A 25,696-nucleotide genomic window follows, 5' to 3' on the forward strand; every position below is an offset into this window, starting at 1 on the left:
AGTTCTAGATCTCGTCGATGGACGAGGACTCGAACCGCGTGGAAATGTTGATGCCCAGCTCTTCCGCAGCACGGAAGACCTCGTCATCCGTGTCGCGCAGGTTGACCGTGGAACCGTCGGCCGAGAGCACCTCGACGTTCAGGCACAGCGACTGCATTTCCTTGATGAGCACCTTGAAGGATTCGGGGATACCCGGCTCCTGGATGTTCTCACCCTTGACGATCGCTTCGTAGACCTTCACTCGACCGAGGATGTCATCCGACTTGATCGTGAGGAGCTCCTGGAGCGCGTACGCGGCACCGTATGCCTCGAGCGCCCAGACCTCCATCTCACCGAATCGCTGGCCACCGAACTGAGCCTTACCACCCAGCGGCTGCTGCGTGATCATGGAGTACGGGCCCGTCGAGCGAGCGTGGATCTTGTCGTCCACCAGGTGGTGGAGCTTCAGGATGTACATGTAACCGACCGAGACGGGCTCGGGGAACGGCTCACCGGAGCGACCATCGAACAGTCGCGTCTTTCCGGTGGAGTCGATCAGGCGGTCACCGTCACGAGTCGGCGTTGTCGAGTTGAGCAGCCCCTCGATCTCGGTCTCGAGAGCTCCGTCGAACACGGGGGTCGCGACCTTGGTGCCGGGAGCAGCGCTGCGAGCGTGGTCGGGAAGCGTCTTGGCCCACTTGGGTGAACCGTCGACATCCCAGCCCTGCTTGGCAACCCAGCCGAGGTGAGTCTCGAGCACCTGTCCGAAGTTCATTCGACCAGGAATACCGAGCGGGTTCAGGATGACGTCGACCGGAGTTCCGTCGGCGAGGAACGGCATGTCCTCCACCGGCAGGATCTTCGAGATAACACCCTTGTTGCCGTGACGACCAGCGAGCTTGTCACCAGCGGTGATCTTGCGCTTCTGGGCGATGTAGACGACGACGCGCTGGTTGACACCGGAGCCGAGCTCGTCATCGTTGTCGGCGTTGAACTCCTTGACAGCGATGATAGTGCCGGCCTCACCGTGCGGAACCTTCAGCGAGGTGTCGCGGACTTCGCGGCTCTTCTCGTTGAAGATGGCGCGCAGCAGGCGCTCCTCGGCGCTCAGCTCGGTCTCACCCTTGGGTGTGACCTTGCCGACGAGGATGTCGCCGGGGCGAACTTCTGCACCGATACGGATGATGCCGCGCTCGTCGAGATCGGCGAGCAGCTCCGGGCTGACGTTGGGGAGGTCACGGGTGATCTCCTCCTTGCCGAGCTTCGTGTCGCGGGCATCCACTTCGTACTCTTCGATGTGGATCGACGAGAGGGTGTCGTCCTTGACCAGGTTCTGGCTCAGGATGATCGCGTCCTCGAAGTTGTGACCCTCCCACGGCATGAATGCCACGAGCAGGTTCTTTCCGAGGGCGAGCTCGCCGTTCTCCGTCGCGGGGCCGTCCGCGAGGACTTCGCCCTTCTCGACGCGGTCGCCCGCGCTGACGATGACGCGGTTGTTGTAGCTGGTGCCCTGGTTGGAGCGGTCGAACTTGCGCAGGAAGTAGTCCTGCGTGCCGCCCTCATCCAGTTGGATGGTGACGACGTCGGCCGAGACCTCGGAGACGACACCGGCCTGGTCGGCCGTGATGACGTCGCCGGCGTCGATGGCCGCGAAGCCCTCCATGCCGGTTCCGACGAGCGGGCTCTCGCTGCGCAGCAGCGGGACGGCCTGGCGCTGCATGTTGGCACCCATGAGTGCGCGGTTTGCATCGTCGTGCTCGAGGAACGGGATCAGCGATGTCGCGACCGACACCATCTGGCGCGGCGACACATCCATGTAGCCGATCTGCTCGGTCGGGATCAGGTCGACCTCGCCACCCTTCTTACGGGCAAGCACGCGGGGCTCCGCGAAGGTCGACTCCGCTGTGAGCGGCGCGTTTGCCTGGGCGACGACGTAGTCATCTTCTTCTGACGCGGTCAGGTAGTCGATGGTCGTGGTGACCTTGCCGTTGACGACGCGGCGGTACGGGGTCTCGATGAACCCGAACGCGTTGATGCGTGCGAACGATGCGAGCGAACCGATCAGGCCGATGTTCGGGCCCTCCGGGGTTTCGATCGGGCACATACGGCCGTAGTGCGAGGGGTGGACGTCTCGAACTTCGACGCCAGCGCGCTCACGGCTCAGTCCACCCGGGCCCAGCGCCGAGAGGCGACGCTTGTGGGTCAGGCCCGCGAGCGGGTTGTTCTGGTCCATGAACTGCGAGAGCTGCGACGTTCCGAAGAACTCCTTGATCGCGGCGACGACGGGGCGCACGTTGATCAGGGTCTGCGGGGTGATCGCTTCGATGTCCTGCGTGGTCATGCGCTCGCGGACGACGCGCTCCATGCGGGAGAGACCGGTGCGCACCTGGTTCTGGATGAGCTCACCCACGGCGCGGATGCGGCGGTTGCCGAAGTGGTCGATGTCGTCGACGTCGAGTCGCACATCCACCTTCTTGCCATCGCGGAGTCCCTTGATGGTCGACAGCGCGTTGTCGTGGACCGTCACGTAGCTCGACGACGAGTCATGCAGGGCGACCATGTACTTGATCGTTGCGATGATGTCTTCGATGGTGAGCACCGACTGCTTGATGTCGGTGTCGATTCCGAGCTTGCGGTTGATCTTGTAACGACCGACCTTCGCCAGGTCGTAGCGCTTCGAGTTGAAGTAGAAGTTGTCGAGCAGCGCGCGAGCGGCCTCGGCAGCGACCTGCTCGCCCGGGCGGAGCTTGCGGTAGATGTCCTTGAGCGCCTCTTCCTTGGTGAGGATGTTGTCTTTCTCGAGGGTGAGCTCGATCGACGGGAAGCCCTTGAACTCCTCGAGGATCTGCTCGCTCGTGAGGCCGAGGGCCTTCAGGAAGACTGTGACGCTCTGCTTGCGCTTGCGGTCGATGCGCACGCCGACCTGGTCGCGCTTGTCGATCTCGAACTCGAGCCAGGCACCACGGCTCGGGATGATGCGAGCGGAGAAGATGTCTTTGTCCGACAGCTTCTCGGGGGTGCGGTCGAAGTAGACGCCGGGGGAACGGACGAGCTGCGACACGACGACACGCTCGGTGCCGTTGATGATGAACGTGCCCTTCTCGGTCATGAGCGGGAAGTCGCCCATGAAGACCGTCTGGGTCTTGATCTCACCCGTGAGGTGGTTCATGAACTCGGCGTTCACATAGAGAGGAGCCGCGAACGTCTTGCCGCGCTCCTTGCACTCGTCGATCGTGTACTTGGGCTCTTCGAGCTCAGGACCCGTGAACGAGAGCTGCATGGTCTCACCGAGGTCTTCGATCGGTGAGATCTCTTCGAAGATCTCGTCCAATCCGCTGCGCGACGGCAGGTCGGTGCGGCCCTGGGCCACACCATCCGTGACGCGCTGCTTCCAGATCTCGTTGCCGACCAGCCAGTCGAAGCTCTCGGTCTGCAATGCGAGCAGATCGGGAACCGTCAACGTGTCGGTGATCTTGGCGAACGAAAGCCGCGATGCTGCACGGCCGTTCTTGGGGGACTTGCTGGTGGATGCGTTTTTCGCAGCAGCCAAGGAAATAACCTCCGTGGACCCCGTCGGGCCCTCATGTCGGAAACCCGACGGTCGGTAATGAAATGCTCACCAAAATCAAGGAACGATTTACCCCGCCGCTATACTCGGGGCACGCCAGCTGTCCGCAATATGACGGCATGGATTGATTGGGAGCGCAAGGATCAACTATAGGTCGACTCGACACGCCTTTGCAAGCCGAATCTTGACCTGATTCTGGGAATGAGCTATAAGACTGATGGATTGGCGTGAACTGGCACCCGAGGTGCGGGCGGAGCGAGCCATCCGGATCGTGCTCGTCGGCTCGGAATCGAGCGGCAAGTCGACGCTCGTCGCCTCCCTCGCCGAGCACTATCGCTCACGCGGAGGAGTCTGGGAGCAGACCCTCTGGGTGCCGGAATACGGCCGGGAATACACCGAGCTGCTTCTGGCGCAGCAGGGCGCGGTCGAAAAGGACCCCGACGCCCCGGTGCACTCTGCGGAGTGGACCGCGGAGGACTTCGCCGTTATCGCGGTCGAACAGCAACGACTCGAGGATGCCGCGGCGGCGGCCGGCTCCCCCGTGCTGTTCTGCGACACCGATGCGTTCGCGACGCGGCTCTGGGAGCGCCGCTACCTCGGCGACGGCTCGACCGCGGCCTTCGACGCGGTGCCGGAGCTACCGCGGCGAGGTCTCTACCTCATCAGCGACATCGACGGTGTGCCGTTCGAGCAGGATGGCATCCGCGACGGCGAGGACTATCGCGAGGCGATGCAGCGCTGGTTCGAGGAGGAACTGACCGCAGACGAGCAGCCGTGGGCCCTCGTGGGTGGAGTCGCGGAGCACCGGCTCGCGGAAAGTATTCGACTGGTGGACGAGACGCTGTGGACGCAGTTCAGCAGCCTGCCAGAGGAACCCCAGGCCTGACGCTTCGCGCGGGACCCGTCAGGCTCGCGAGTCGCGCTTCCTGACGGCCATGGCGGCGAGCGCCTCCCAGATGAGACCGTGTGCGTTATTGACGGTGATATCGGCGTGGTCATAGGCAGGGGCGACCTCCATCACGTCGAAACCCACGACATCCAGTTCCAGCACGATCTGGCGCACCATCCGCAGGAGGTCGACTGGAGCGAGTCCGCCCGGGGCGGGAGTGCCCGTCGCCGGAGCGAAACCGGGATCGAGCACGTCGATGTCGATCGACACGTAGACCTTGGCTGCGCGCTCGCGCGCCGCCGTGATCACATCGGTCATGACCGCCCTCGCGCCGCGTTCCCAGATCTCCTGCATCATGAAGTGCTTCAGGCCGTGGTCCCGCATCCACTTCTGGTCTTCTTCACCCGGCCAGTAACCGCGCAGGCCGACCTGGATGAAGTGTGTGCCGGGGATCGCACCGGACTCGATGAGCCGGCGCATGGGGGTTCCATGGCTCGCGAGGTTGCCCTCGAGGATGTTCGCGGTGTCGGCGTGGGCATCGAAGTGGATCATGACCACGTTGCCGAATCCGTGATGCTCCGCCACGGCCGTCGCCGCCGGCCAGGTGATCGAGTGATCCCCGCCGATCACGACAGGCACGATCCCGCGACTCGCGACCTCGTTGACGCGCTCGTAGATGGCCGCCCGTGATAACTCCCACATGCCGTGGCTGGTCACGGCGTCGCCGTAATCGACGACCTCCAGGTGATCGAACATCTCCACCTGCAGGTCGAGGTGGTAGGTCCCTGGGTCGTACGCGTTGGCCCTGAGCGCCCTCGGGCCGAAGCGCGCGCCCGGACGGTTGGTGGTGCTGTCGTCCCACGGGGCACCCACGATCGCGACATCCGGTTGCCACGCGTCCAGTTGGTGCGGCTCGGTGAGCAGGGGGCGCATGCCGAAAGTGGCAGGTCCCACATAGGACTGGGCATCCAGCTGTCGACGCAGGTTGTCGGGAAGATCACGGATCGGCTCGCTCATGGTGCAACGGTAGCGCTACCGGGTTCGGCTCCGGCTGGTGCTGTTCCGGGTTCGGAATTAGTCGCGACCGAACATCGCCATGACGCGGGTCCCGAGAGGCGCTGCGTCATCCACGATGATCGGATCCGGGAAGACTCCCATGGCACGATACTGCTCCAGCAGGGGCTCGTACTCGGATTCGATGGCGCGCAGGAAGTCGGGCTCGAAGGCGGGATCGACCCCGATGAGTCGCGCTACATCGAAGGTGCGCACGATCCGGAAGCTCGTCACGTGCTGGAGGAACTCGCGGGCGGGGAAGTCACCGTAGGAGAGATGCGTCACGGCCTCGAGGTCGTCGAACGCTGCCACGGCATCGCGCGCACGCTGATTGTGATCCCGGTACACCGGCGCAGGATCTGCGCTGTCGAGGATCGGCTCGAACCGAACACCGACCTCCTCCGCGGTGCGGCCGGCGAGCACATCCGGAACCCACGCATCGTCGAACGCGTGGTAGGCGATGGCTGCCCTGAGATCCTGCGGATTCCGCGACGCCCGTTCGGGAAGCATCAGTGCCCACTGGTCGGGCCGGATCTGGTCGACCACCCTGCCGAGGTGCTCGTTCGAGCTGATGAACAATTGCTGGATCGCCATAACTGGCTCCTTTGGTCAGGCTGCGTGCGGATGCCTCGTGGGATCGAGTGTGGCACCAGCGACCGACCTTCGGAAAGAAGCCCGACCCGCCGTGGACCTGGACGCTCAGTTGCTGTGGACGCTCAGTTGCTGTGGATGCTCAGTGGACCTCGACGATCGCGGCCCGCATCATCTCGATGCGCCTGATGACCTGGCGGAGCACTCCGGCGTCCACCCCGATCTCGGTGAGGGCATCGCTCAGGTGACCGACCGAGGCCGTGTAGATCTCATCGGAGATGCCGAGACCAGAATGGGCGGTGCGCATGCTGCGTCCGTCGTAGAGCTCCGGTCCGCCCAAACCGACGGCAAGAAAAGCCCGTTGATGTGACTTGAGTTGATGAAGATCCACACTGTCGAACCACCCAGCCAACTGGGAATCGTCGAGCATACGCGCGTAGAAATTGTCGACGGCCGCGGCAACACCGCCGTCCCCACCAAGCTCGTCGTAGAGCGCCACGAATCCGATCCTCTTTTCTTCGCTGTCGTGAGTGTACAGACTTGTACACCTCGCGGACCCCACTCCCCCCACGAGAGACATCCGAATGTGTGACAGGGTCAAGGGGTGACCGAGATCCCATCGAAAGTGCTGTCCCACAGTGGGTACCTCGCGACCATCGCCCCCGACCGCTGGGTCGACGGCGCGTACACCCTCACCGTCGACGGAACTCCCCAGTCGCAGGTCAACCTCGACGACCCCACCGAGCTCTTCTTCGAATACGTGCGACGCATGGGCCATGTGATCGACCAGATCGGGATGCCAGGGGAGCCGATCACGGCCGTGCACCTCGGCGCCGGGGCCCTCACCCTCCCCCGCTATGTCGAAGCGACCCGCCCCGGCTCCCGCCAGCAGGTCATCGAGCTGGAATCCGACCTCATCGACCTGGTGCGAGCCGAACTGCCGTGGTCGAAGTCTGCCTCGATCAGGGTGCGCCACGGTGACGCGAGGGCTGTGATGGAGAAGCTTCCTCCGGGGCTGCAGGGTTCCGTCGACCTGCTCGTGGTGGATGTCTTCAGCGGCGCCCGCACCCCGGCGCACGTGACGTCTGTCGAGTTCTACCGCAGTGCGGTCGCGCTGCTCGCGCCCCGTGGCATCCTGATCGCGAATGTCGCTGACGGGCCTGGTCTTGCCTTCGCGCGGTCGCAGGCGGCAACACTGGCCGCCGTGACAGGCCATGTTGCGATCCTCGCCGAAACGCAGATCCTGAAAGGCAGGCGGTTCGGCAACCTCGTGCTCGTAGGTTCGGCCGAAGAACTCCCCTTCGACTGGATGCCGCGGCTGCTCGCCGCGGGTCCGCACCCGTCGAAGATCGTGGCCGGGCCCGAGCTGCGTGACTTCGTCGCGAGCGCCCAGGTCGTCACCGACGACAGTGCCGTGCAGTCACCGCCGCCGTCGAAGGGCATCTTCCAGGTGAAGCCGGGAAGCTCGTAACTCTCCCCCGCTACTCAGGAGCCCGTGATGGGATGGCGGCATGCGTATTCCCCCCGCTCTCGCGGCCGTCGCGGTCGCAGCACTCCTCGCCGGCTGTGCCGCCCAGCCCCAGGGCGCACTGACGACTCCCGTTCCTGCCAGCCCCGAAACCCCGGAGGCGCTCGCCCCTGTTGCCCCGATCGGCGAGCCGACCGTGGTCGCCAGCGGGCTGGATGCCCCGTGGTCGATGGTGAGGCTCGACAGCGGTTCGACGCTCATCAGTGAACGCGACAGCCGGCTGGTCAAGGAACTGACGGCCGATGGGACCGTGCGCGACGTGGGTTCGGTGGACGGCGCGGCCCCCGGTGGCGAGGGCGGACTGCTCGGCCTCGCGGTGGCGGCGGATGATCCGACCGGGTTGTTCGTGTACCTGACAGGAGCGGACGACAACCGGATCGTGCGGTTCGACCTCGGCGGCGAGCCCGGCGGATATTCGCTCGGCGCGAGCAGCGACATCCTGACCGGGATAAAAAAGGCGGGCAACCACAATGGCGGTCGCATCGAGTTCGGCCCGGATGGCACGCTCTACGCCACGGTCGGCGACGCCAGTGACACAGCATCAGCGCAGGATCCATCCAGCCTGAACGGCAAGATCCTGCGGATGAATCCCGACGGTACAGCTCCGGCTGACAACCCGTTCGACGGTTCACTCGTCTACTCGCTCGGGCACCGCAACCCGCAGGGCATCGCCTGGGATGACGACGGCCAGCTCTGGGCGGCCGAGTTCGGCCAGAACACCTGGGACGAGTTCAACATCATCCGGCCCGGTGCCAACTACGGCTGGCCGACGGTCGAAGGCACGTCGGATGACCCGGCCTTCGTGAACCCCGTCTACCAGTGGGCGACGGATGACGCGAGCCCGAGCGGACTCACCTGGGTGGGCGGCACCTTCTTCATGGCGGGCCTCGGCGGCGAGCGGCTGTGGGCCATCAACCCCGGCGCACCGACCACCGCGGTGGACTACTTCGCGGATGGCGTCGGGCGCATCCGGGATGTGATTCCCGGCCCGGACGGCTCACTCTGGATGATGACGAACAACACCGACGGCCGTGGCACCCCGCGCGAGGGCGACGACCGGATCCTGCAGGTCGAGTTGGGCTAGATCGACACGGTCGGCACCGGCCGCGAAGGTCTGCGGCTCGGGTTAACCTCTGAGGGTGGCTGAACTGACCAGGGTGCGAACGTGGGCGACCGCACTCATCGACCTGCACCTCGACCGCAGCTGGAGCTTCGAGTTCGACAACGCGAAGACCCGGGCGGGGCTCTGCAACTACACCCACAAACGCATCAGCGTGTCGAAATACCTGGCCGCCCGGTACGAGGACGATGAGATCCACCAGGTGTTGTTGCACGAGGTCGCCCATGCGATAGCGGGCACTCGCGCGGGCCACGGTCCGTTGTGGAAGTCGATTGCGTCAGACCTCGGGTACGAGGGCAACCGGCTACACGACGGAGCCATTGCGACCGAGTTCGCGCCGTGGGTGGGAACCTGCCCGGCAGGCCACACGCACTACCGCTATCGCAAGCCGACGAGGGCGCTGGCCTGCGGCAAGTGCTCGAGGACGTTCAACGCGGCGCACACGATCGCCTGGGTGAAGAAGTAACGAGCAGTCACGCGAAGTGCTGGTCGAAGGCCGCGGCGATGTTCTTCCAGTGGCCGAGCATCATCCTGCGCTCGTCGCGGTCGGCCAGCTTCTCGTGGTGGATGCCGATCGTGGTGCCGGTGATCGTCTCCTTCACTGTGAGCTGCAGGGTCGAGTCGTGCGGCCAGTCGCTCGGCTGCCATGACAACCGCAGCCTGACGTTCTCGGTGCAGCTGCGGATGGTGCCCTTCACGCCGTCTTTCGTGGCGTACTCCGCGCCGTTCTCGGTCGGCAGCGAGTCGATGTCGCCGAGCCACGTTCCGAGCCCGTCGCCGAGCAGGTACTGCCACACGGCGGGCACCGGAGCCGCCACGGTGGTGCGGACCCCCACTTCCCAGCCGGCGTCTTTCGTCTTGCCCGTAGTGTCACTCATGTAACCCACTGTATTGGTTACCCGGGCCCTATATTGGTGAGGTGAGTGACGAAGCAGGACAGTGGTTCACCGCCGGCGACGGCCATCGCTGGCATTTCGATGCAGGATCCCTCGCCCTCGACTTCGCCTACACCGGCGCCATGGGCGACAACCCGGCATGGGAACGACTGCACTCGCCTGCCGATCTCGCGGGCTGGCTGGACGAGCGATTCCCCGAGGTGGATGGCACGGCGAGCGATCGCGACCTGATCGACGCCCTCGCCCTCCGTCAGGCGATCGCGCGCTCGGCGACAGCGATCAGCCGGGGTGACCGCCCCTCCGCCGACGACGTGGACGTGATCAACCTGTTCGCGGCGACCCCGGACATCCCTCCCGCACTCGAGGGCGGACGCCGCCAGGCCGGGCGCACCCGCGCACGAGCGAGCCAGACGCTCTCGGTGATGGCGCGGGAGGTCATCCAGCTGTTCTCGGCAGACCGCGCCGACCGCATCAGGGAGTGCGCAGCCGACGATTGTCAGCTCGTCTTTTACGACGAGTCACGCTCGAACAATCGCCGCTGGTGCTCCATGCAGCGGTGCGGCAATCGCGCCAAGGTGCGGGCGCACCGGGCGCGATTGCGCTGACTAACCAGTGACTAGTCGACGACCTTGACGTCTTTCCAGAATGCGACGTAGTTCGCGAAGTCTTTGCCGACGCGCTCACGCGATCCCGGCAGGGGCTCGGGGTAGCTGAAGGCGCGGTCCTGGAGCAGGGTGTCGCCGTCCTTCACGGAGAAGTACTGGCAGTCACCCTTCCACGGGCAGTGGTAGGGGGTGGTGCTCTTCTCGAGCAGCTCGCTGTTCACGCTCGACGGCGGGAAATACCAGTTGCCCTCGATCGAGATGAGATCGTCTTTCGGTGCTTCTGCGATGATCGTGTCGCCCAGCATTGCCTTCATGGTGCAGCCCTCCGTGGATGAGTAGGTGTCTTCAGTGGCAACGCTACTGCGGCAACCTGAATTCCCTCAGGATGGTGAACTCGGGCGAATCGTTGGCCGCGCGAGCGGCCTCGACCGCGTCACGGCCGCTGCTCGCGAGCAGCTCCTGCCCGGAAACGCACGCCGACAGGAGGTGCCCCGCCGCATTGCGGAGCCCCGCGAATGCTCCGACCGCAGCGGCGGCCTCCGGCGAGATGTAGTCGATGCCGATGTCAGCGATCGCGTCGATGATGGCGCCAGCGGCGAGCAGGTCTTCGACCGCGAAGCGGCCGTCGGGCCCGCCCGCGGCAACCACGGCGACGGTCGCCCGGTCTCCGAGTTCGACCTGCCTCGCGAGCACCCAGTCCGCGACGGCGGCGCGCGCGCCGGTCGAGCCCGTGATCAGGGCACCCGTGTGCGAGATCGTGCTCGGATCCGGCGAGCTGCCGGTGATGGCATCCACCCAGACCAGGATGTCTGCACCGGGCGACAGCGCGTTCGCGCCGTCGATCCCCCAGTCGAATCGCACCTGGTACTGCGGCTGGTTGCGGGGTAACGAATTCACCTCACGAGGATATCGGCCCTATACACCCTCGGTGGTCGCGCGGCACAGGCCCAACGCGCGGCGCTCCGGAGCGGGAGAATGGAGCAATGCGCGTGCTTCTGAAACTCCAACTCGACTGTGCTCCGGATGCCGCGTGGCGGGCGATTCGCAACCCGGCGGTGTTCCGTGCGGTGTCTGCCCCGTTCACGACCTTCGATTCGCTGGAGCCCGGCGGATTCCCCGACAGCTGGCCGGAAGGCGAGCACCTGCTGCGCGCGAAAGCGTTCGGACTCGCTGTGGTCGGCGAGCAGACCATCGATCTCGAATTCCGTGAGAGCAAGAAAGGTGTGCGTTCGGTTCGCGACACCGGCCGCGGATTGTCGGGCCCGCTCGCGCTCGTCGACCGATGGGAGCACACAATGGCCGTCTCGGCGCTGCCCGGTGCCCGCACGCTCTACCGTGACCAGCTGATCGTCGAAGCAGGCGCGCTCACTCCGGTGCTGTGGGTGGGGTTCTGGGCGTTCTGGCAGTGGCGTGCCCTGCAGATCACACGCCTGGCCCGGGACTGGAAATAGCCGAATGACCGCCCTCGATGTCGCAGACTGGCGCCGCCGGATCTTCGCCACCTACGCCGCGGTGCGCGAATCCACCGACCTGCCTGCGGCCCACGACCTGTGGCGCCGTGAGCGCGACGACCTGTTCGCACATCACCCGTCGACACCGCTGCTGCCTGACGACCTCGCCGAGTTCACGGGACTGCCCGTGAAGCCGTATGACCCGGACTGGCGGTTCGAGGTCGCGCTCACGCCAGCCGACGAACGCCGGATGGAGGTCGAGACGGGCACAGACGGAGTCGTCCCGTTCGAGCTGATCGGCGTCGCCGAGGTTCCCGGAGTCGGCCCGCTCGACGTCTGGCGGCTCGCCTCATACGGTGGCGGCATCTTCGTTCCGGTCAAGGATGCCCTGGCCGGTGCCAGCGGAGGAACCTACGGTGGCGGCCGCTACCTGCTCGACACCGTCAAGGGTGCCGACCTCGGATCCGGGAGCGATCCACAATCTCTCGTGCTCGACTTCAACTTCGCGTACAACCCATCCTGTGCCTACGACCCGATGTGGGCCTGCCCGCTGGCCCAGCCGGGCAACACTGTCGCGGTGGAGATCCCCGTCGGCGAGCGCTACTCGGGCTCCCATTAGGCCGTCTGCTAGACTGGTCTCACTTGCGAAACCATGACGGTTTCCCTGCGTCGTAGAACGCTTCCTCTTCTCCCCGGCTGTGCCTGATACAGGTAGCTTTCGGGTTGTAGATACTTTCACGGCGAACGAGAGCGGCCATCGTCGCCTTCGCCACTGGCCGGATCGTTTCCGGCATGCTCAGAAATACCCACACATGACTGAATCAACCTTCAGCACGCTCGGCGTGCCAGCTCCCCTCGTCGCCTCGCTCACCGCGAGCGGCATCCTGGAGCCGTTCCCCATCCAGCTCGACACCCTGCCAGACACCCTGGCCGGCAAGGACGTGCTCGGCCGCGGGAAGACGGGCTCGGGCAAGACCCTCGCCTTCTCCATCCCGATGGTCGCGCGCCTTGGCGGCAAGCTCGCCGGTGGTAAGCGTCGCCCGGGCCGCCCGCTCGGGCTGGTGCTCGCACCGACCCGCGAGCTCGCCACCCAGATCACCACCGCCATGGAGCCGCTCGCTACGGCCTACGGCCTCAACATCACCACCATCTTCGGTGGCGTCTCGCAGCAGCGACAGGTTGCAGCGCTCAAGGCCGGCGTCGACATCGTCGTTGCCTGCCCTGGCCGCCTCGAAGACCTCATGAAGCAGGGCTTCGTGCAGCTCGACGCGATCGAGGTCACCGTGCTCGACGAGGCAGACCACATGGCCGACCTCGGCTTCCTGCCGGTCGTCACCCGCATCATGGACAAGACTCCCCAGACCGGCCAGCGGATGCTGTTCAGCGCGACGCTCGACAACGGCGTTGACAAGCTCGTTCGCCGCTACCTCCACAATGAGGTGCTGCACTCCGTCGATGAGGCCAACTCGCACGTCGCCGCGATGACCCACCACGTTTTCGAGGTCGCTGGTGTCGACGAGAAGAATGAGCTCATCAAAAAGCTCGCCTCGGGCACCGGTCGCCGCATCCTGTTCATGCGCACCAAGCACCACGCCAAGAAGCTCGCGAAGCAGCTGACCGACTCCGGCATCCCCTCGGTCGACCTGCACGGCAACCTCTCGCAGGTCGCCCGTGACCGCAACCTCGCGTCGTTCGCCTCGGGTGAGACTCGCGTGCTCGTGGCCACCGACGTCGCCGCCCGTGGCGTGCACGTCGATGACATCGAACTCGTGATCCACGTCGACCCGCCGGCCGAGCACAAGGCATACCTGCACCGCTCGGGCCGCACCGCCCGCGCCGGCAAGGAGGGCGAGGTCGTCACGATCGTGCTGCCCGCCCAGCGCAAAGACACCGCAGCGTTGCTGCGCAAAGCCCAGATCACGGTCACCCCGCAGCACGTGACAGCCGCCTCGGCGTCGGTCACCGCGCTGGTGGGGGATGTCGCGGCCTACGTCACCCCCGCGCCCCGTGCCGCGGTGCAGCAGCAGGGCGGCGGTCGCTCGCAGGGCGCCAACGCCCAGCGCAAGCGCGCCGGCCGCGATGGATCCTCGGATGCACCCCGCCGCGACCGCTCGGGCCGCCCCGCTTCCGGAAACGGTCGCGGTTCAGGCCGCCCGGCAACCGGCGGAGAACGCCGCGGCAGCGAGCAGCGCACAGACCAGCGTTCGGCCCAGCCGCACGCACAGTCCTCGCATGCACAGTCGTCACACGCCCAGCCCGCCCGTGCCCCTCGCGAGGAGCAGGCACCGTCGCGACCGCGCGGCGGCAACGGTCGCGCGCAGGCCGCCGGCGGCCCCATCCGCGTCGGCCAGGTCGTCCGTCCGAATGCCGGTGGCGGACAGCGTCGCGGACGCTGATCCTCCGGCCACCAACGCCACAGCGGAACGCCGCTCGAACCTCGGTTCGGGCGGCGTTTCCGCGTTCGCGGACAAAGTTTGCGGGCGTCCATAACTCCTGCAGTTCGCGCCGGAGCACGCGGTTGATCGGCCCAACAACGGCGCAACACCGCTGTCACGCCGCAACCTGCAGGAGTTATGAACACGCGGTGACGGCGCCGACCCGGAGTGCACACACCCACGTGTGCACCCCGGTTCACGAGGGAGAGCTCGTCGCGATCCGCGAGAGTGTTACTTGGCGAGCGTCGCTACAGCCTGCGCCCAGAGGAAGTACTTGTTGGAGCCGAGGTCACCGACCGTGGTGATGTTGAATGCAGCCTTGAGGTGCTCGGCATCGCTGTCGCTCACGCCCTGAAGTGCTGAAACCGGTGCTTTAGCGAGCTCGTCGATGCTCGAGCTTTCGTATGCCTTGTCGAACTTGTCGGTGATGCCAGCCATCATGTGCCCTTCATAGTGGCGAAGATATCGCGACACCACCCTAATAATCCGGCGACTTCCATGGTGAAAATCTTTAGTGAACACGCCCTACGCTGGCCGACCCTCGGCACGCCCGTTCAGGCGTGCCGAGGGTTGCACTAGCGGGTCACCACCACGAAACCGCCCGCACGCACAGTGACCTTCGACGCTCCTGAGATGGTGCGCTCCTCGACCAGTGTTCCTGTGCGGTCGTAGCTGCGCACCGTCGCATCCTGCCCAGCCGCGCCGACTGACGCACGCAACGGCACCAGCGCGGCCGAGTTCACGAGTTCCGTCGAGGCCGACTCCCCGCCAAGCGTGAGGCGCGACAGCAGCGGGCGCACGATGAGCGCGTCCAGGTCCACCGTGCCCTTGAGCCCGGTGACCGTCACATCGGTTCGGGCCGACAGCGCAGGGACGAGCAGCGGCTGGGGCAACAGCGCACCCGGAACCGCGGTGATGCCCTGCTCACCGACCGAGTGCCTGAGCACGCCGATCGGCAGTCGACCGGTGCGCCAGAGCGACGTTGCCTGGGCATCCGCCGGCTGGTCGACGACAGGCTCCACACTGCGAGCGCCAGCGCCTGGAAGGGGAATCGTTGCCGACTCTCCCTTCGCCAGCTCGAGGTATTCGCCCGCGCTGTACTGGGATTCCCCGGTGTACGCGGCGTCCGGAGTGACGACAGCACCGGTCGTGGTCGTGGCATCCTCGGCCTCGACGACGGTCAGGCCATCGGTCAGGGTGATGGATGTCGCGGCGAGCGCTCGAGCGGCGACATCCGGATTCGCATCCAGGGCGATCATCGACAGCAGACCGTGGATCGTGCTCTCTGCGCCACTGTTCCTGTTCACGGAGCCATCGGCCTGCACTCCGTCATACGTCACACCCGTCGTAGGGTCGTAGACGGCGGTGCCAGACTTGTTCGCCCCGAAGTACCAGGCCGCCGTGATGCCGGCGAGCTCCTTCAACCCCGGTTTCTGGGCCGCATCCGCGACATCGAGCAGGGATTGCAGCCTGGAGTCGACCCCGTACGCGATCTGTGTCTTGTCGACCGGGGTCGGCAGCCACGCATTGTCGGGGCCGCCACCGGTCAGCAGCACCGGCACGAACTGGGCGGAATCCGCGACGGCAGGCGGAAGCAACTCACTGCTGCCGAGCGCGACTGACGCCTTCGCGAGGGCCGCCGGCATCTGGGAGGCGTACGCGTGCCACAGCGAGCGCGATTGCGTGTACGGCAGGATCGCGCCATACGGCCAGGTGCGTGTATCACCGGAACCCAGCTGGGCGATGCCGTCCGCCAGCTTCGACAGCGCGGCCTTCGGCGCAGGGTCATCCGGAGCGGCGGTCGTGTACGCGGCGAGGCCGAGCACGGCCTCGGCCGAGATGTCTGCGCCATCGTTGATGAGCCAGGCCGGCACGCTCACGCCGTCAGCGATGTCATAGGTTCCGTAGTCCTGCAGCACCTGGCGGTCGAGCGCTTCGACGCCGAGCTGGAGTCGCTGCTGCAGGAACGCCGAGAACTCTGGATCCACATCCCGGAACGCCGCGTATCCCTCACCGAGCGCCCACAGCGTGCGGGCGAGCCAGTAGCTCGAGCCGCTGTCTGACGGGTCTGGCAGCTCGACGGGCAACGGGCTCGGGTTGAAGTCCCCGTCGCTCTGCATCCAGAGCACCACATTGCCGGCGTTGGGCCCGCTCACCGTCTGGAAATACGCGACGGATCGGAGCAACTCATAGGCCTTGTCACGGCTCTCGACCGAGCCGGTCTGAACCCAGTGCCGCAGGTAGACCACGGCGGCGCGGGTGATGTCGTCAGCGTTGTATGCGCCCTGCCCGTAGTCGCCGGTGGCGGGGTCGAAGGGACCACCCCCGACCCGCTCGAACGTGCCGCCGGGGCGCGCATCGGCGTAGGTCCAGGGCACCGTGAGATCCGGGCTGCCCGCGAGCTCATAGGTGGTGTGCTCGGCGGTGTCGGCTGGCGATACCGTGTCGAGCAGGAAGTCGAGGTGGGCCAGATTGGTGAGCGCGGCCGGAGCCGCTTCCACCGTCGGCGCCGCTGAGGCCGGCGCACTCACCAACCCCATCGTCGCCACCATCGCGGCCATCGTGAGCGACGCCGTCCATCGGCCTGTCGAGGTGTTGTTCTTCATTGAACTGTCCTTTGTCCCGTGTCGTTGGCTAGAGCGCTCTATCGAGGCGAGCGACCCCGATCTTCGTGTCGGCCATGCCGTAGAAGACCCACAGCTGCCCGTCGATTTCTTCGATCGCGGTGGGGAACACCACGTTGGGCACGATGCCGTTGAGCTCCTCTTCCGTCTCGGCTTCGAGCAGAGCCTGCGGGGTGCGGTCGAGCACCCTGGACGGGTCGACGGCATCCAGGATCATTCCGCCCGCCCGATAGTTCACGTTCTTCTGCTGCTCGAACGCGCTGTCGATCACGCCGGTCACTCCGTGATGCAGGATGAGCCATCCCTCCGGCACGCGCAACGGTGGCGGTCCCCCGCCGATCTTCAGTTCCTCGAACGCGAACTCCGGGCCCGCGACGAATCGATGCTGCCCCCAGAGCGTGATGTTCCGGATGTCGGCGAGCACGAGCTCGACGGGGATGTAGCTGATCCAGATGCTCTGCCGCGGGTCATCCACCCCCGCGGGAACGCGCACACCCTCCCCTGGTGCAGTCTCACCGATGTCCCACATCGGTCGGTGCAGCACGGCGAAGCTCTCCACGCCGTCCGGCGCGGTGACCGGCTCGGGAAAGAACACCGTGTCCTTGTTGTGGAAGAGGCCCAGGTCGATGTCGAGGCTTTCCTCGTAGAGGAAGTGCGCCGGACCGAGCCGGCGCCACTCGCGAAGGTCCGTCGACACCGCGATCGCGGTGCGCGGGCCGAGCGGCCCGTAGGCGACATAGGTCATCACGTGGGTTCCGAGGCGCGGGATGAACGTCACACGCGGATCCTCCACACCGGCGTGGTCGGCGCCGTACTCGAATCCGCGATCCGGCTCGAGCACGACACCCTCGCGTACGACACCCGTAGGCTCGCCGTCCACGATCACGACCCTGGCGAGACCCACCCGGCTGACATTGCCGGCAGCGACGATCCTGGGCAGCAGGTAGAGAGTGCCGTCCTGGTCGCGGCCGGACCCGGGGTTCAGCACCCCCTCGGCCTCCAGGTCGTTGCCGGGCTCGGGCGTCATGACGACACCCACTCGTGTCAGCTTGTACGGAAACGTCATCCTTTGACTCCTGATCCAATGTCGGTTGAGGTGAAATAGCGCTGGAACACGATGAACAGCACCACGACGGGTGCTGCGAGAACCAGCGCGCCAGCGAGAATCGCCCCGAACGGGTTCGCCGCTGACGCAGAAATGGTGGTGATGTAGTTGGCAAGCGAGACGGCAAGCGGCTGGAGGGCCGCATCCTTCGTGACGAGGAAGGGCCACAGGAACTCGTTCCACGGGCCGATGAAGGTCAGCAGGATGACCGTGACAAGCGCCGGGCGCACGAGAGGGATCGCGATGCTCCAGAGCAGCCGCAGCTCGGAGGCCCCATCGATCCGGGCAGCTTCGAACAGCTCTTTGGGGAGCTGCAGGAAGTAGGCACGGAAAATGATGACCGCTGTCGAGTTGATAAAGAACGGGAGGATCATCCCGAGGTAGTTATCCGCGAGACCGAAGTCCCTGGCGATGAGCACATACAGCGGGATCATCAGCAGCTGGAAGGGCACGACCTGCACGAGCAGGGCGAGCGCGAAGGTCGTACCCCGACCCCGCCACTGCAGCATCGCGAGCGAATATCCCGCGAGCAGTGCGAACACGAGAGTTCCGATCAGCACTCCCCCGGTGAAGATCCCCGAGTTGACCAGCCCGGTGAGCAGGTTGATCCTGGAGTTGATCGCGCCGTAGTTGTCGAGGGTGAGGTTCGCCGGATTCGGGAACGCACCGCCGATCGTCGGATCGACCGTCGTCTGCAGTGACCCGATCACCATGTAGTAGAACGGGAACAGGAAGACGAGAGCTCCGAGCGCGAGCACGATCCCGCGAATGAGGGAACCGGTTCTCGAGAGTTCGGAGCCCCGCCGCGCACGACGGGTCGTCTTCGGGGGTGATTGTTGCACAGTCATCGGTCGTCTCCTCCCGCGAAGCGGTTCTGCAGGAAGGCGATGATCAGCACGAGGATGACCAGCACGATGCCGATCGCCGCCGCGACATCGGGCTGACCCTGCTGCAGCCCCTTTTGGTACATGATCAGCACCGGTGACGCCGAGGCTCCGTTCGGGCCCCCACCCCCGGTCAGCAGGTACGGCTCGGTGAACAGGTTGGCCCCGGTCACCGTGGAGACGAGGAGCACGAGCACCGTCGCCGAACGCACTCCGGGAACCGTTACGGAGAAGAAGCTGCGTACGGCCCCTGCCCCGTCGGTCGATGCCGATTCGTAGAGTTCCTTCGGTACGGCCTGAAGTGCGGCCAGGTAGAGAAGGATGTAGAACCCGAGCTGTTTCCAGGTGACGAAGATCGCGATCGTAGGCATGGCCAGCTGCTCATTGATGAGCCAGGAAGGATCAGGAGCCAGCGGACCGAGCACCTGGTTGACGAAGCCGTTGCCGCTGAAGAGGAACAGCCAGATCGCGACCACAGCGACGCTCGCGGTCACGTACGGCACGTAGTAGCTGACCCTGAGGAAGGTCTTGAAACGCGTGATTTTGTTGAGCGCTGTCGCGAGAACGAGTGACAACACCACGGTCAGTGGCACGTTGATGAGCAGGAAGACGCCGACATTGGCGAACGACCGGAGCACGGCAGGGTCGCTGAGCGCTGTGACGAAATTGTCGAGACCGACGAAAGGCCGATCCACCTGCGCACCGGGAGCGGCGAAGAAGAAATCGTGGAACGCGATGTAGACCGAGTACCCGATCGGAAACGCGAATACAGCGAGAATGAAGACCAGGTAGGGGGCGCTGAAGAGCAGGCCCAGCGGGTTCCGGCCGAGCAATCGCCCCCGCCGGCGATTCCCGGGGGCGCCGGCGGCGGTAGCCGCCGGCGCCGAAAGGAGGTCGGTCATGGCTACGGCTGCTTCGCGATCTCGTCGATCTCGATCGCAGCGTCATCCAGAGCAGACTCTGGGTCGCCCTTGCCGAAGATCACCGATTCCGACCAGGCATCGCGGAAGGTCTGCAGCATTTGGACGGTGTTCGGTCCCGACGGCACCTCGACGGTGCGCGAGGCCTGGTCACCGAACGCTTCGTAGGCCGGGTTTGCCGCGAAGTAGTCGGCGTAAGTGGACTGCAGATCCGTGCGGATGGGCATCTGGCCGGTCAGCTCGAGCAGCTTCTGGTCCTGCTCGGTGCTCGTCGAGAATTTCAGCACATCCCACGCTGTCGCCTGGTTTTCGCAGGCCGAGTAGAGTCCGATGTTCTTGGCGTCGCTGAAGGTCCAGGCGTCGGCGGGGTCTGTGCCATCCTTCGTCGGGACAGCGACCGAGCCCCAGTTCACGTCGTCATAGACCGACACGGCCCACGGCCCGACGATCGCCATGGACGAATACCCCTCGGCGAACGAGTCGCCCTGGAACTGCTCCTTGCTGGAGTAGTTGTTCTCGTACATGGTCGCCCAGAAGTCGGCGACGTCGTATCCGGCCTGATCGGCGAATGTCGACTCGTCATTCTCGACGATCTGCTTGCCGCCGGTTGCCGCCGCATACAGCGGATAGAAGTCGAACTGCACCTGGAAGAACTCGCTCGTGGGAGCGGGCTGGATGGCGACCGTGGAGACACCGGAATCGACGAGGGTCTTCGACGTTGCGAGGAACTCCTCGTACGTCGAGAGCTTAGGGTTCTCAGGGTCGAGGCCCGCTTCCGCGAACAGATCCTTGTTGTAGAAGATCACGACAGGGTTCGACTTCCACGGCATCTGGAAGTAATCGCCCTCGGGATTCTGGTACTGCTGCGCGATGTCGCCGCTGCGCTCTTCGATGTATTCGGCACCGCCGTCGATCGATGACAGGTCGACGAGTCCACCCTGCTTCTCGAACTGGCCGACGGCAGACGGCGCGGTGTTGTAGATGAGGCACGGAGCGTTTCCGGCGGTAATCGCGGCCCCGATGACCTCTTCACTGCTCTTACCTGCGGGGATCTCCTGTCCCTTGATCTGCTCGTCGGGATTGGCGGCATTCCACGCGTCGACCATCTGCTGGCCCCACTGCACTTCCTGCTCGTTGTTGGAGTACCAGATGGTGATGTCACCTCGTCCGTCGCTGGCGGTGGAAGCACCCCCTCCGCCCGAACACGCCGTCAGGGCGAGTGCCCCCACTGCGATGACTGCTGTGGCAATTGCTTTCGGTGTTCTCACGTTCGTTCTCCTTCATGGATAGGCGCGGCCGCATTGCCGCTGGTAGTGGAGCGAGGGGGTGCGGTGGAATCCAGCACGACGAGCGCGGCGGGGTCCAGGTCGATGTCGGCAACCTGTTCGCCATCGATCAGGCGCAGCAGGGCGGATGCCGCGGCCTCCCCCCACTTGCGGGCGGTGGTCTTGACGGTCGTGAGGGAGGGGTGGAGATATCCACCGACATCGCTGCCGTCGAATCCGGTGATCGAGAGGTCACGGGGAACATCGAGTCCGGCTCGCTGTGCGACACCGAGCCCGGCGATGGCCATGGGGTCGTTCGAGTAGACGATCGCGGTCGGCCGGTCGGTCAGGGCGAGCAGCCGGGCTGTTGCCGCGGCGCCCTCTGCAGCGCTGAAGTCGGTTTCGATCAGGATGTCGTCGGAAAGCCCCCGCTCGCGCATCGCCTCCTGGAACGAGTCACGGCGACGACGGCCGTGGAGCATCACGGCAGGGCCTCCGACGTGCGCAATCCGGGTGTGGCCGAGATCGGCGAGGTGTGCAACAGTGTCACGGATGCCGGCAGCGTCATCCACCGTCACGGCCGGGAACGGGGACGCGATGTCAGGTCGACCGAGCGTGACAGCGCTAAGCTCCAGTTCGCTCGCGAGCGCGAGTCGCGAGTCATTCGCACGGAGGTCGGAGATGATCACGCCATCAACCCGACCGTGACTGGCCAGCTGGCGATAACTCCTGGCTTCAGCCTCTTCGCCCTCGACCATGCTCAGCACGAGCGCCTGCCCTGCCGGAGCGAGCACTGACTCGATCCCCGAGATGAACGACGGGAAGAACGGGTCTCCGGCGATGATGTCGGGGTCCCGGGCGAGCACCAGTCCGAGCGCGAACGCTCGATCGGTGCTGAGCGACCTTGCCCTGACGCTCGGGCGCCAGCCCAGTTCGTCGGCGACCTCCAGGATGCGCTTCCTGGTCTCGGCGGAGACGCCGGGGCGGTCGTTCAGGGCGAAGGAGACAAGCCCCTTGCTGACCCCGGCGCGACGCGCGACGTCGAGAATGGTCGGTCGGTCGGATTTGGGTACGAACGACACAAGACCTCCTCATCGAGAACTACCCGGAGAACTGAACCGGTTTAGTCACCCTAACCCGAGGCTTGGCGGAATGCATAGGGGTGGCGACATCGGCGAATGTGTGGCACTCTCACGCGCGCGACTCCTACCGGTCCGGAGACACGGAAATGTGAGGCTTCATCGCGATACCCCCTTTACTGGGTTGAGTGAGGTGACCTCAATTCTGCGAAGCTTCGGACATGACGACACAGCAACCACCTGAATCGTCCATTGGGACACCTCCCTCATCAACCCCTCCCACTGCCGCGACGATGTCGATGCCACAGGGCCCATCGGGTTCTAAGAAGCCGATCGGGCTGGCCCTGACAGCACTCATCGTCGGGATTGTGGCCTTCCTCTCCGGACTGGTTCCCGTGTTCGGAGCGCTCGTCGGGCTCGCGGCCATCGTGTTCGGGGCCCTCGCCCTCAGGAAAGGTCAGTCGAAAGCGATGGCCATTACAGGTATCGCCCTGGGCGGAATCGCCGCCATCGCTTCGATCGGAATCACTTTTGGAATCGGCGCCGCAATCAACAACGCGTCGGTAACCGAGCCGACCACGATCGTGGCGGAAAGTGCCGCTCCCGAGCCGGATTCAGCCTCCGCAGATCCGATTGCGGAATCCACACCGTCGGCCGCGCCAACGCCCGAAGCTCCGGCCGTCCCCGTCGAGTACCTGTCCGCTCTGACAAAGGCTGAGAGCTACTCGAGCATCATGAGCATGAGCAAGGTCGGGATCTATGGTCAACTCACCTCGGAGTACGGAGAGAAGTTCTCGGCAGAGGCAGCCCAGTACGCGGTCGACAATGTTCAAGCCGACTGGAGCGCTAATGCTCTTGCCAAGGCAAAGACCTACCAGGACAGCATGGCAATGTCACCCGAGGCCATCCGCGATCAGCTCACCAGTGAATTCGGGGAGCAGTTCACGACCGAAGAAGCCGACTACGCGATTCTTCACCTGAACGACTAGAGCGCAGACGCCGCTCGAATGCCGCTCGGACAATGAACCGGGCGGCATTCCTGCGCGCAGACGTCGCGGCTCGATCTACTTCAGGTCGCAAGCCGGTGCGCCGGTTGAGAATCGCAGAATTACACAGTCAGGACGACGGAACGACTACGGCAGAACGCCCACCGAGGCGAGAGCCGCACGCAGCAGTGCGCCGCGTCCACCCTCCATGTCGGAGGTGACGGATTCGGCGGCGGCCTCGGACGGACGCATCCACGTGACCTCGAGCGCGTCCTGGCGCGGCTCGCACGTTCCGGTGATCGGCACCACGTAGGCGAGCGAAACTGCATGCTGGCGGGCATCCATGAACTGACTCTCGCCGGGCCACGGGAAATACTCGGCCACAGAGAAAGGCAGCGGGCTGGACGGCAGAAGCGGGAAGGCCATCGGGCCGAGGTCCTTCTCGAGGTGGCGGAACAGCGCATCCCTCAGCGTCTCGCCATACATCACGCGGCCGGAGACGAGAGTGCGGGTGAACTCGCCGTCATTGGCGCGCAACAGCGTGCCGACCTCCGTGACGCGACCCAGCCCATCGACCCGCACGGGCACGGCCTCGACATAGAGCAGCGGCAGGCGTCGCCGGGTCTCCGCGAGTTCCTCATCGCTCAACCAGCCTGAGTTCGGGTCGGGAGTGCCTGTTGATGCCATGCTCCATTGTTACCCACAGCGCTCGCGCGCGCCGACCGGCATGCAGCAGTGCGAGTATGGGGAGGTGAAATTGGACGAGTCAGCGATTCTCTGGTCAGCTCCCGAACGCGACAGGGCGGGCCGCCCCCTGCTCGTCCTGCTGCACGGCTACGGCTCGCACGAGGGAGACCTGTTCTCGATGTCGCCCGCTCTGCCCCTGGAACCGGTGATCGCCTCGGTGCGCGCTCCCCTCGCCGAAAGCGGCGGCTGGGCCTGGTGGTCGCGCCAGGACAGCCCGGCTGGCGAACCGGCACCGGAGAGAGTGGATGCCGCAGCCAGAGCCGTCATCGACTGGCTCGACACCATCGACTCCGGCGCCGTCAGCCTTCTCGGGTTCTCGCAGGGCGGGGCGCTCGCGCTGCAACTGCTGCGGCTCGACCCCGAGCGCTTCGCGGCGACGGTCTCCCTCTCCGGATTCATCGCGTCGGCCGAGCATGCCGGCGATGCGCGGCTGGCCGAGGTGAAGCCCGCGGTCTTCTGGGGCCGGGGAACCGACGACCCGGTCATCCCGAGCCGCGCCGTCGATCGCACGGCAGAGTGGATGCCCGCCCACACGACAGCGACGATCCGCACCTATGAGGGCATCGGCCACTCCATCTCCACGCCGGAGCTCGCCGAATTCAGCGGCTTCCTGCGCAGCCACGCCTAGCGTGAGGTTTCGCGGGTTGTACCGATCGACGGCGTCCCCATCGTGGGCCGCCCAGGGCCTCCTTCACCGTCGAGCCCGGCCAGGTCAAGCCCTTGTCGGCACACTGTCACCGGGATGAAGCTCGAAGTATTCATTTTCTGAAGGAGACCCCTGTGCCTAAACGCAATACCCTCGTTCGCAGCATGCACGACCTCGGACTCGCAGCCTGGTTCGGAGGCGCCCTCATGGGTGCAGTCGGCCTCAACGGTGCGGCATCAGAGGCGAAAGATCCCACGGAACGGCTGTCGCTGTCGTCAGCGGGCTGGGCAAAGTGGGCGCCAGTTCAGCTGGGAGCACTCGTCGTGCACGGAATCGGCGGTGTCGGGCTCATCCTGTCCAACAAGGCTCGACTCGCTGGCCAGCCCGAAGCCCGTACCAACACCGTGGTGAAGGTCATCGTCACGGCCCTCGCCGGTGGCTCCGCGCTGTATTCGGGCATCCTGGGGACGCAAATCGCCGAGCACGCCTCCGAGGGCGGCGACGCCGTGACGAAGCCGGGGCCGGGAGCGTCCGAAGAGCTGGCCGCGGCCCAGAAACAGCAGAACATCCTGCAGTGGGTTACACCCGTGCTGACCGGAATCCTCCTCATTCTCGCCGCACAGCAGGGTGAGCAGCAGCGCCCGGTCGCCGGCCTGCTGAGGAGCAGGGCCAGGAAGCTCACCGGCCGTTGAACGGAATTCTCGACGAGTCGGCCATGGTGTGGTCGGCTCCCGAGGGCGAACGTGTGGGGCGGCCGCTTCTGGTCGCCCTGCACGGCCACAACGGCGATGAGCATCAGCTGGCGGTAGCGGCGGCGGTGCTCCCACCCGGGTTGGTGATCGTGACCCCGCGCGCTCCCTACCGCGAGCCGGGCGGTTGGTCATGGTTCGAGCTCAGCGAAAGCGGGAAGGATGCCGCGGCCTCCGTCACCGGACAGTTGCTGTCGTGGCTCGACCGTCAGTCTGGGTACACCTCGCTCGGCATTCTCGGGTTGTCGCAGGGATCAGCGATGGCCATGTCTTTGCTGCGCAGGGATCCACACCGCTTCGACTACGCACTCCAACTCAGCGGATTCGCGATCGACACGTCCCCCGATGCAGAACTCGCCAGGCTGCGTCCCCCGATGTTCTCGGCGCACGGCGATCTCGATACGGTCATTCCCCACGATCGCGCCGCCGATACCGCCCACTGGTTGAGACAACACACCACGCTGACGGAGAAGAAATACGCGGGTCTGGATCATTCGGTATCCACCGACGAGATGATGGACGCTGCTGCCTTCGTATCGCAACAGCTGAGAGCACCGGCTGCTGCAGGATGACAGT

The 25,696-nt window shown here is 65.5% G+C and carries 27 protein-coding genes; 12 read left to right on the forward strand and 15 right to left on the reverse strand.

All coding sequences use genetic code 11. The features are described from left to right. Window positions 1-4 precede the first annotated feature (4 nt). Window positions 5-3,529, reverse strand: a complete 3,525-nt coding sequence (rpoB, locus tag IWX81_RS10350) for a DNA-directed RNA polymerase subunit beta (RefSeq protein WP_199281217.1) — start codon at window positions 3,527-3,529, stop codon at window positions 5-7. 235 nt (window positions 3,530-3,764) lie between these two features. Between rpoB and IWX81_RS10355 the strand changes: the two genes are divergently transcribed. Continuing rightward, complete coding sequence (locus IWX81_RS10355) at window positions 3,765-4,433, forward strand: AAA family ATPase (protein ID WP_199281218.1); 669 nt, start codon at window positions 3,765-3,767, stop codon at window positions 4,431-4,433. Between the two features lie 18 nt (window positions 4,434-4,451). Here IWX81_RS10355 and speB read toward each other — a convergent pair whose 3' ends face one another. From speB to IWX81_RS10370, 3 genes are all read right to left on the reverse strand, one after another. Then, the gene (speB, locus tag IWX81_RS10360) at window positions 4,452-5,453 is read right to left on the reverse strand and encodes an agmatinase (RefSeq protein WP_199281219.1); all 1,002 of its coding nucleotides are present in this window, start codon (window positions 5,451-5,453) and stop codon (window positions 4,452-4,454) included. 57 nt (window positions 5,454-5,510) lie between these two features. Next, complete coding sequence (locus IWX81_RS10365; RefSeq protein ID WP_199281220.1) at window positions 5,511-6,083, reverse strand: hypothetical protein; 573 nt, start codon at window positions 6,081-6,083, stop codon at window positions 5,511-5,513. 139 nt (window positions 6,084-6,222) lie between these two features. Beyond that, the gene (locus IWX81_RS10370; protein WP_199281221.1) at window positions 6,223-6,579 is read right to left on the reverse strand and encodes a group I truncated hemoglobin; all 357 of its coding nucleotides are present in this window, start codon (window positions 6,577-6,579) and stop codon (window positions 6,223-6,225) included. A 105-nt stretch (window positions 6,580-6,684) separates the two neighbouring features. Here IWX81_RS10370 and IWX81_RS10375 point away from each other — a divergent pair, with 105 nt between their 5' ends. The 3 genes from IWX81_RS10375 to IWX81_RS10385 are packed head-to-tail and all read left to right on the forward strand — an operon-like array spanning window position 6,685 to window position 9,194. Beyond that, window positions 6,685-7,551: a spermidine synthase gene (locus IWX81_RS10375; RefSeq protein ID WP_199281222.1), complete on the forward strand. Its 867-nt coding sequence runs from the start codon at window positions 6,685-6,687 to the stop codon at window positions 7,549-7,551. Window positions 7,552-7,591: 40 nt separating this feature from the next. After that, the gene (locus IWX81_RS10380; RefSeq protein WP_199281223.1) at window positions 7,592-8,692 is read left to right on the forward strand and encodes a PQQ-dependent sugar dehydrogenase; all 1,101 of its coding nucleotides are present in this window, start codon (window positions 7,592-7,594) and stop codon (window positions 8,690-8,692) included. Window positions 8,693-8,747: 55 nt separating this feature from the next. Further along, the gene (locus tag IWX81_RS10385; RefSeq protein WP_199281224.1) at window positions 8,748-9,194 is read left to right on the forward strand and encodes a SprT-like domain-containing protein; all 447 of its coding nucleotides are present in this window, start codon (window positions 8,748-8,750) and stop codon (window positions 9,192-9,194) included. 7 nt (window positions 9,195-9,201) lie between these two features. On the opposite strand, the gene IWX81_RS10390 is transcribed toward IWX81_RS10385, so the two are convergent. Then, entirely contained in the window at window positions 9,202-9,606 is a 405-nt protein-coding gene (locus tag IWX81_RS10390) for an SRPBCC family protein (RefSeq protein ID WP_199281225.1), read from the reverse strand. A gap of 41 nt (window positions 9,607-9,647) precedes the next feature. Here IWX81_RS10390 and IWX81_RS10395 point away from each other — a divergent pair, with 41 nt between their 5' ends. Continuing rightward, complete coding sequence (locus tag IWX81_RS10395) at window positions 9,648-10,229, forward strand: CGNR zinc finger domain-containing protein (protein ID WP_334593844.1); 582 nt, start codon at window positions 9,648-9,650, stop codon at window positions 10,227-10,229. An 11-nt stretch (window positions 10,230-10,240) separates the two neighbouring features. Here the strand turns inward: IWX81_RS10395 and IWX81_RS10400 are convergent, their stop codons facing one another. Both IWX81_RS10400 and IWX81_RS10405 read right to left on the reverse strand, forming a co-directional pair. Then, entirely contained in the window at window positions 10,241-10,543 is a 303-nt protein-coding gene (locus tag IWX81_RS10400; protein WP_199281226.1) for a DUF427 domain-containing protein, read from the reverse strand. A 43-nt stretch (window positions 10,544-10,586) separates the two neighbouring features. Continuing rightward, window positions 10,587-11,126, reverse strand: a complete 540-nt coding sequence (locus IWX81_RS10405; RefSeq protein ID WP_199281227.1) for a 2-phosphosulfolactate phosphatase — start codon at window positions 11,124-11,126, stop codon at window positions 10,587-10,589. A gap of 86 nt (window positions 11,127-11,212) precedes the next feature. On the opposite strand from IWX81_RS10405, the gene IWX81_RS10410 reads away from it, so the two are divergent. From IWX81_RS10410 to IWX81_RS10420, 3 genes are all read left to right on the forward strand, one after another. After that, window positions 11,213-11,680, forward strand: coding sequence for a hypothetical protein (locus IWX81_RS10410; RefSeq protein WP_199281228.1), 468 nt, complete (start codon window positions 11,213-11,215; stop codon window positions 11,678-11,680). 4 nt (window positions 11,681-11,684) lie between these two features. Continuing rightward, on the forward strand, window positions 11,685-12,299 hold the full coding sequence (locus IWX81_RS10415; protein WP_199281229.1) for a DUF1684 domain-containing protein: 615 nt from the start codon (window positions 11,685-11,687) through the stop codon (window positions 12,297-12,299). Window positions 12,300-12,492: 193 nt separating this feature from the next. After that, entirely contained in the window at window positions 12,493-14,076 is a 1,584-nt protein-coding gene (locus tag IWX81_RS10420) for a DEAD/DEAH box helicase (protein WP_199281230.1), read from the forward strand. 270 nt (window positions 14,077-14,346) lie between these two features. Here IWX81_RS10420 and IWX81_RS10425 read toward each other — a convergent pair whose 3' ends face one another. The 7 genes from IWX81_RS10425 to IWX81_RS10455 form a co-directional block, all read right to left on the reverse strand. Next, window positions 14,347-14,556, reverse strand: a complete 210-nt coding sequence (locus IWX81_RS10425) for a hypothetical protein (RefSeq protein ID WP_334593853.1) — start codon at window positions 14,554-14,556, stop codon at window positions 14,347-14,349. 134 nt (window positions 14,557-14,690) lie between these two features. Beyond that, entirely contained in the window at window positions 14,691-16,721 is a 2,031-nt protein-coding gene (locus tag IWX81_RS10430) for a hypothetical protein (protein WP_199281231.1), read from the reverse strand. 28 nt (window positions 16,722-16,749) lie between these two features. Next, window positions 16,750-17,805 (reverse strand): glycoside hydrolase family 130 protein, encoded by a 1,056-nt coding sequence (locus tag IWX81_RS10435; protein ID WP_199281232.1) that lies wholly within the window; start codon window positions 17,803-17,805, stop codon window positions 16,750-16,752. Next, window positions 17,802-18,692, reverse strand: coding sequence for a carbohydrate ABC transporter permease (locus tag IWX81_RS10440; RefSeq protein ID WP_199281233.1), 891 nt, complete (start codon window positions 18,690-18,692; stop codon window positions 17,802-17,804). The genes IWX81_RS10435 and IWX81_RS10440 overlap by 4 nt, the downstream gene beginning before the upstream one ends. Then, window positions 18,689-19,630 carry a carbohydrate ABC transporter permease gene (locus tag IWX81_RS10445; RefSeq protein WP_199281234.1) on the reverse strand — a complete coding sequence of 314 codons (942 nt, stop codon included), beginning with the start codon at window positions 19,628-19,630 and terminating at the stop codon, window positions 18,689-18,691. Before IWX81_RS10445 ends, IWX81_RS10440 begins: the two co-directional genes overlap by 4 nt. Window positions 19,631-19,632: 2 nt before the next feature. Beyond that, window positions 19,633-20,916 (reverse strand): extracellular solute-binding protein, encoded by a 1,284-nt coding sequence (locus IWX81_RS10450; protein ID WP_199281235.1) that lies wholly within the window; start codon window positions 20,914-20,916, stop codon window positions 19,633-19,635. Continuing rightward, complete coding sequence (locus tag IWX81_RS10455) at window positions 20,913-21,995, reverse strand: LacI family DNA-binding transcriptional regulator (RefSeq protein ID WP_199281236.1); 1,083 nt, start codon at window positions 21,993-21,995, stop codon at window positions 20,913-20,915. The genes IWX81_RS10450 and IWX81_RS10455 overlap by 4 nt, the downstream gene beginning before the upstream one ends. 296 nt (window positions 21,996-22,291) lie before the next feature. Between IWX81_RS10455 and IWX81_RS10460 the strand changes: the two genes are divergently transcribed. After that, a complete protein-coding gene (locus IWX81_RS10460) occupies window positions 22,292-22,981 on the forward strand; it encodes an Ltp family lipoprotein (RefSeq protein WP_334593857.1) in 690 nt (229 codons plus the stop codon). Window positions 22,982-23,125: 144 nt separating this feature from the next. On the opposite strand, the gene IWX81_RS10465 is transcribed toward IWX81_RS10460, so the two are convergent. Beyond that, a complete protein-coding gene (locus tag IWX81_RS10465) occupies window positions 23,126-23,665 on the reverse strand; it encodes an NUDIX hydrolase family protein (protein ID WP_199281237.1) in 540 nt (179 codons plus the stop codon). Between the two features lie 64 nt (window positions 23,666-23,729). Between IWX81_RS10465 and IWX81_RS10470 the strand changes: the two genes are divergently transcribed. The 3 genes from IWX81_RS10470 (at window position 23,730) to IWX81_RS10480 (ending at window position 25,692) form a co-directional block, all read left to right on the forward strand. Beyond that, window positions 23,730-24,353 (forward strand): alpha/beta hydrolase, encoded by a 624-nt coding sequence (locus IWX81_RS10470; protein WP_334593860.1) that lies wholly within the window; start codon window positions 23,730-23,732, stop codon window positions 24,351-24,353. Window positions 24,354-24,505: 152 nt separating this feature from the next. Then, window positions 24,506-25,063, forward strand: a complete 558-nt coding sequence (locus IWX81_RS10475) for a hypothetical protein (protein ID WP_199281239.1) — start codon at window positions 24,506-24,508, stop codon at window positions 25,061-25,063. Then, on the forward strand, window positions 25,060-25,692 hold the full coding sequence (locus IWX81_RS10480) for an alpha/beta hydrolase (protein WP_199281240.1): 633 nt from the start codon (window positions 25,060-25,062) through the stop codon (window positions 25,690-25,692). The genes IWX81_RS10475 and IWX81_RS10480 overlap by 4 nt, the downstream gene beginning before the upstream one ends. Window positions 25,693-25,696 lie beyond the last annotated feature (4 nt).

The sequence above is a fragment of the Salinibacterium sp. CAN_S4 genome, assembly GCF_015752305.1.
GTDB lineage: Bacteria > Actinomycetota > Actinomycetes > Actinomycetales > Microbacteriaceae > Rhodoglobus.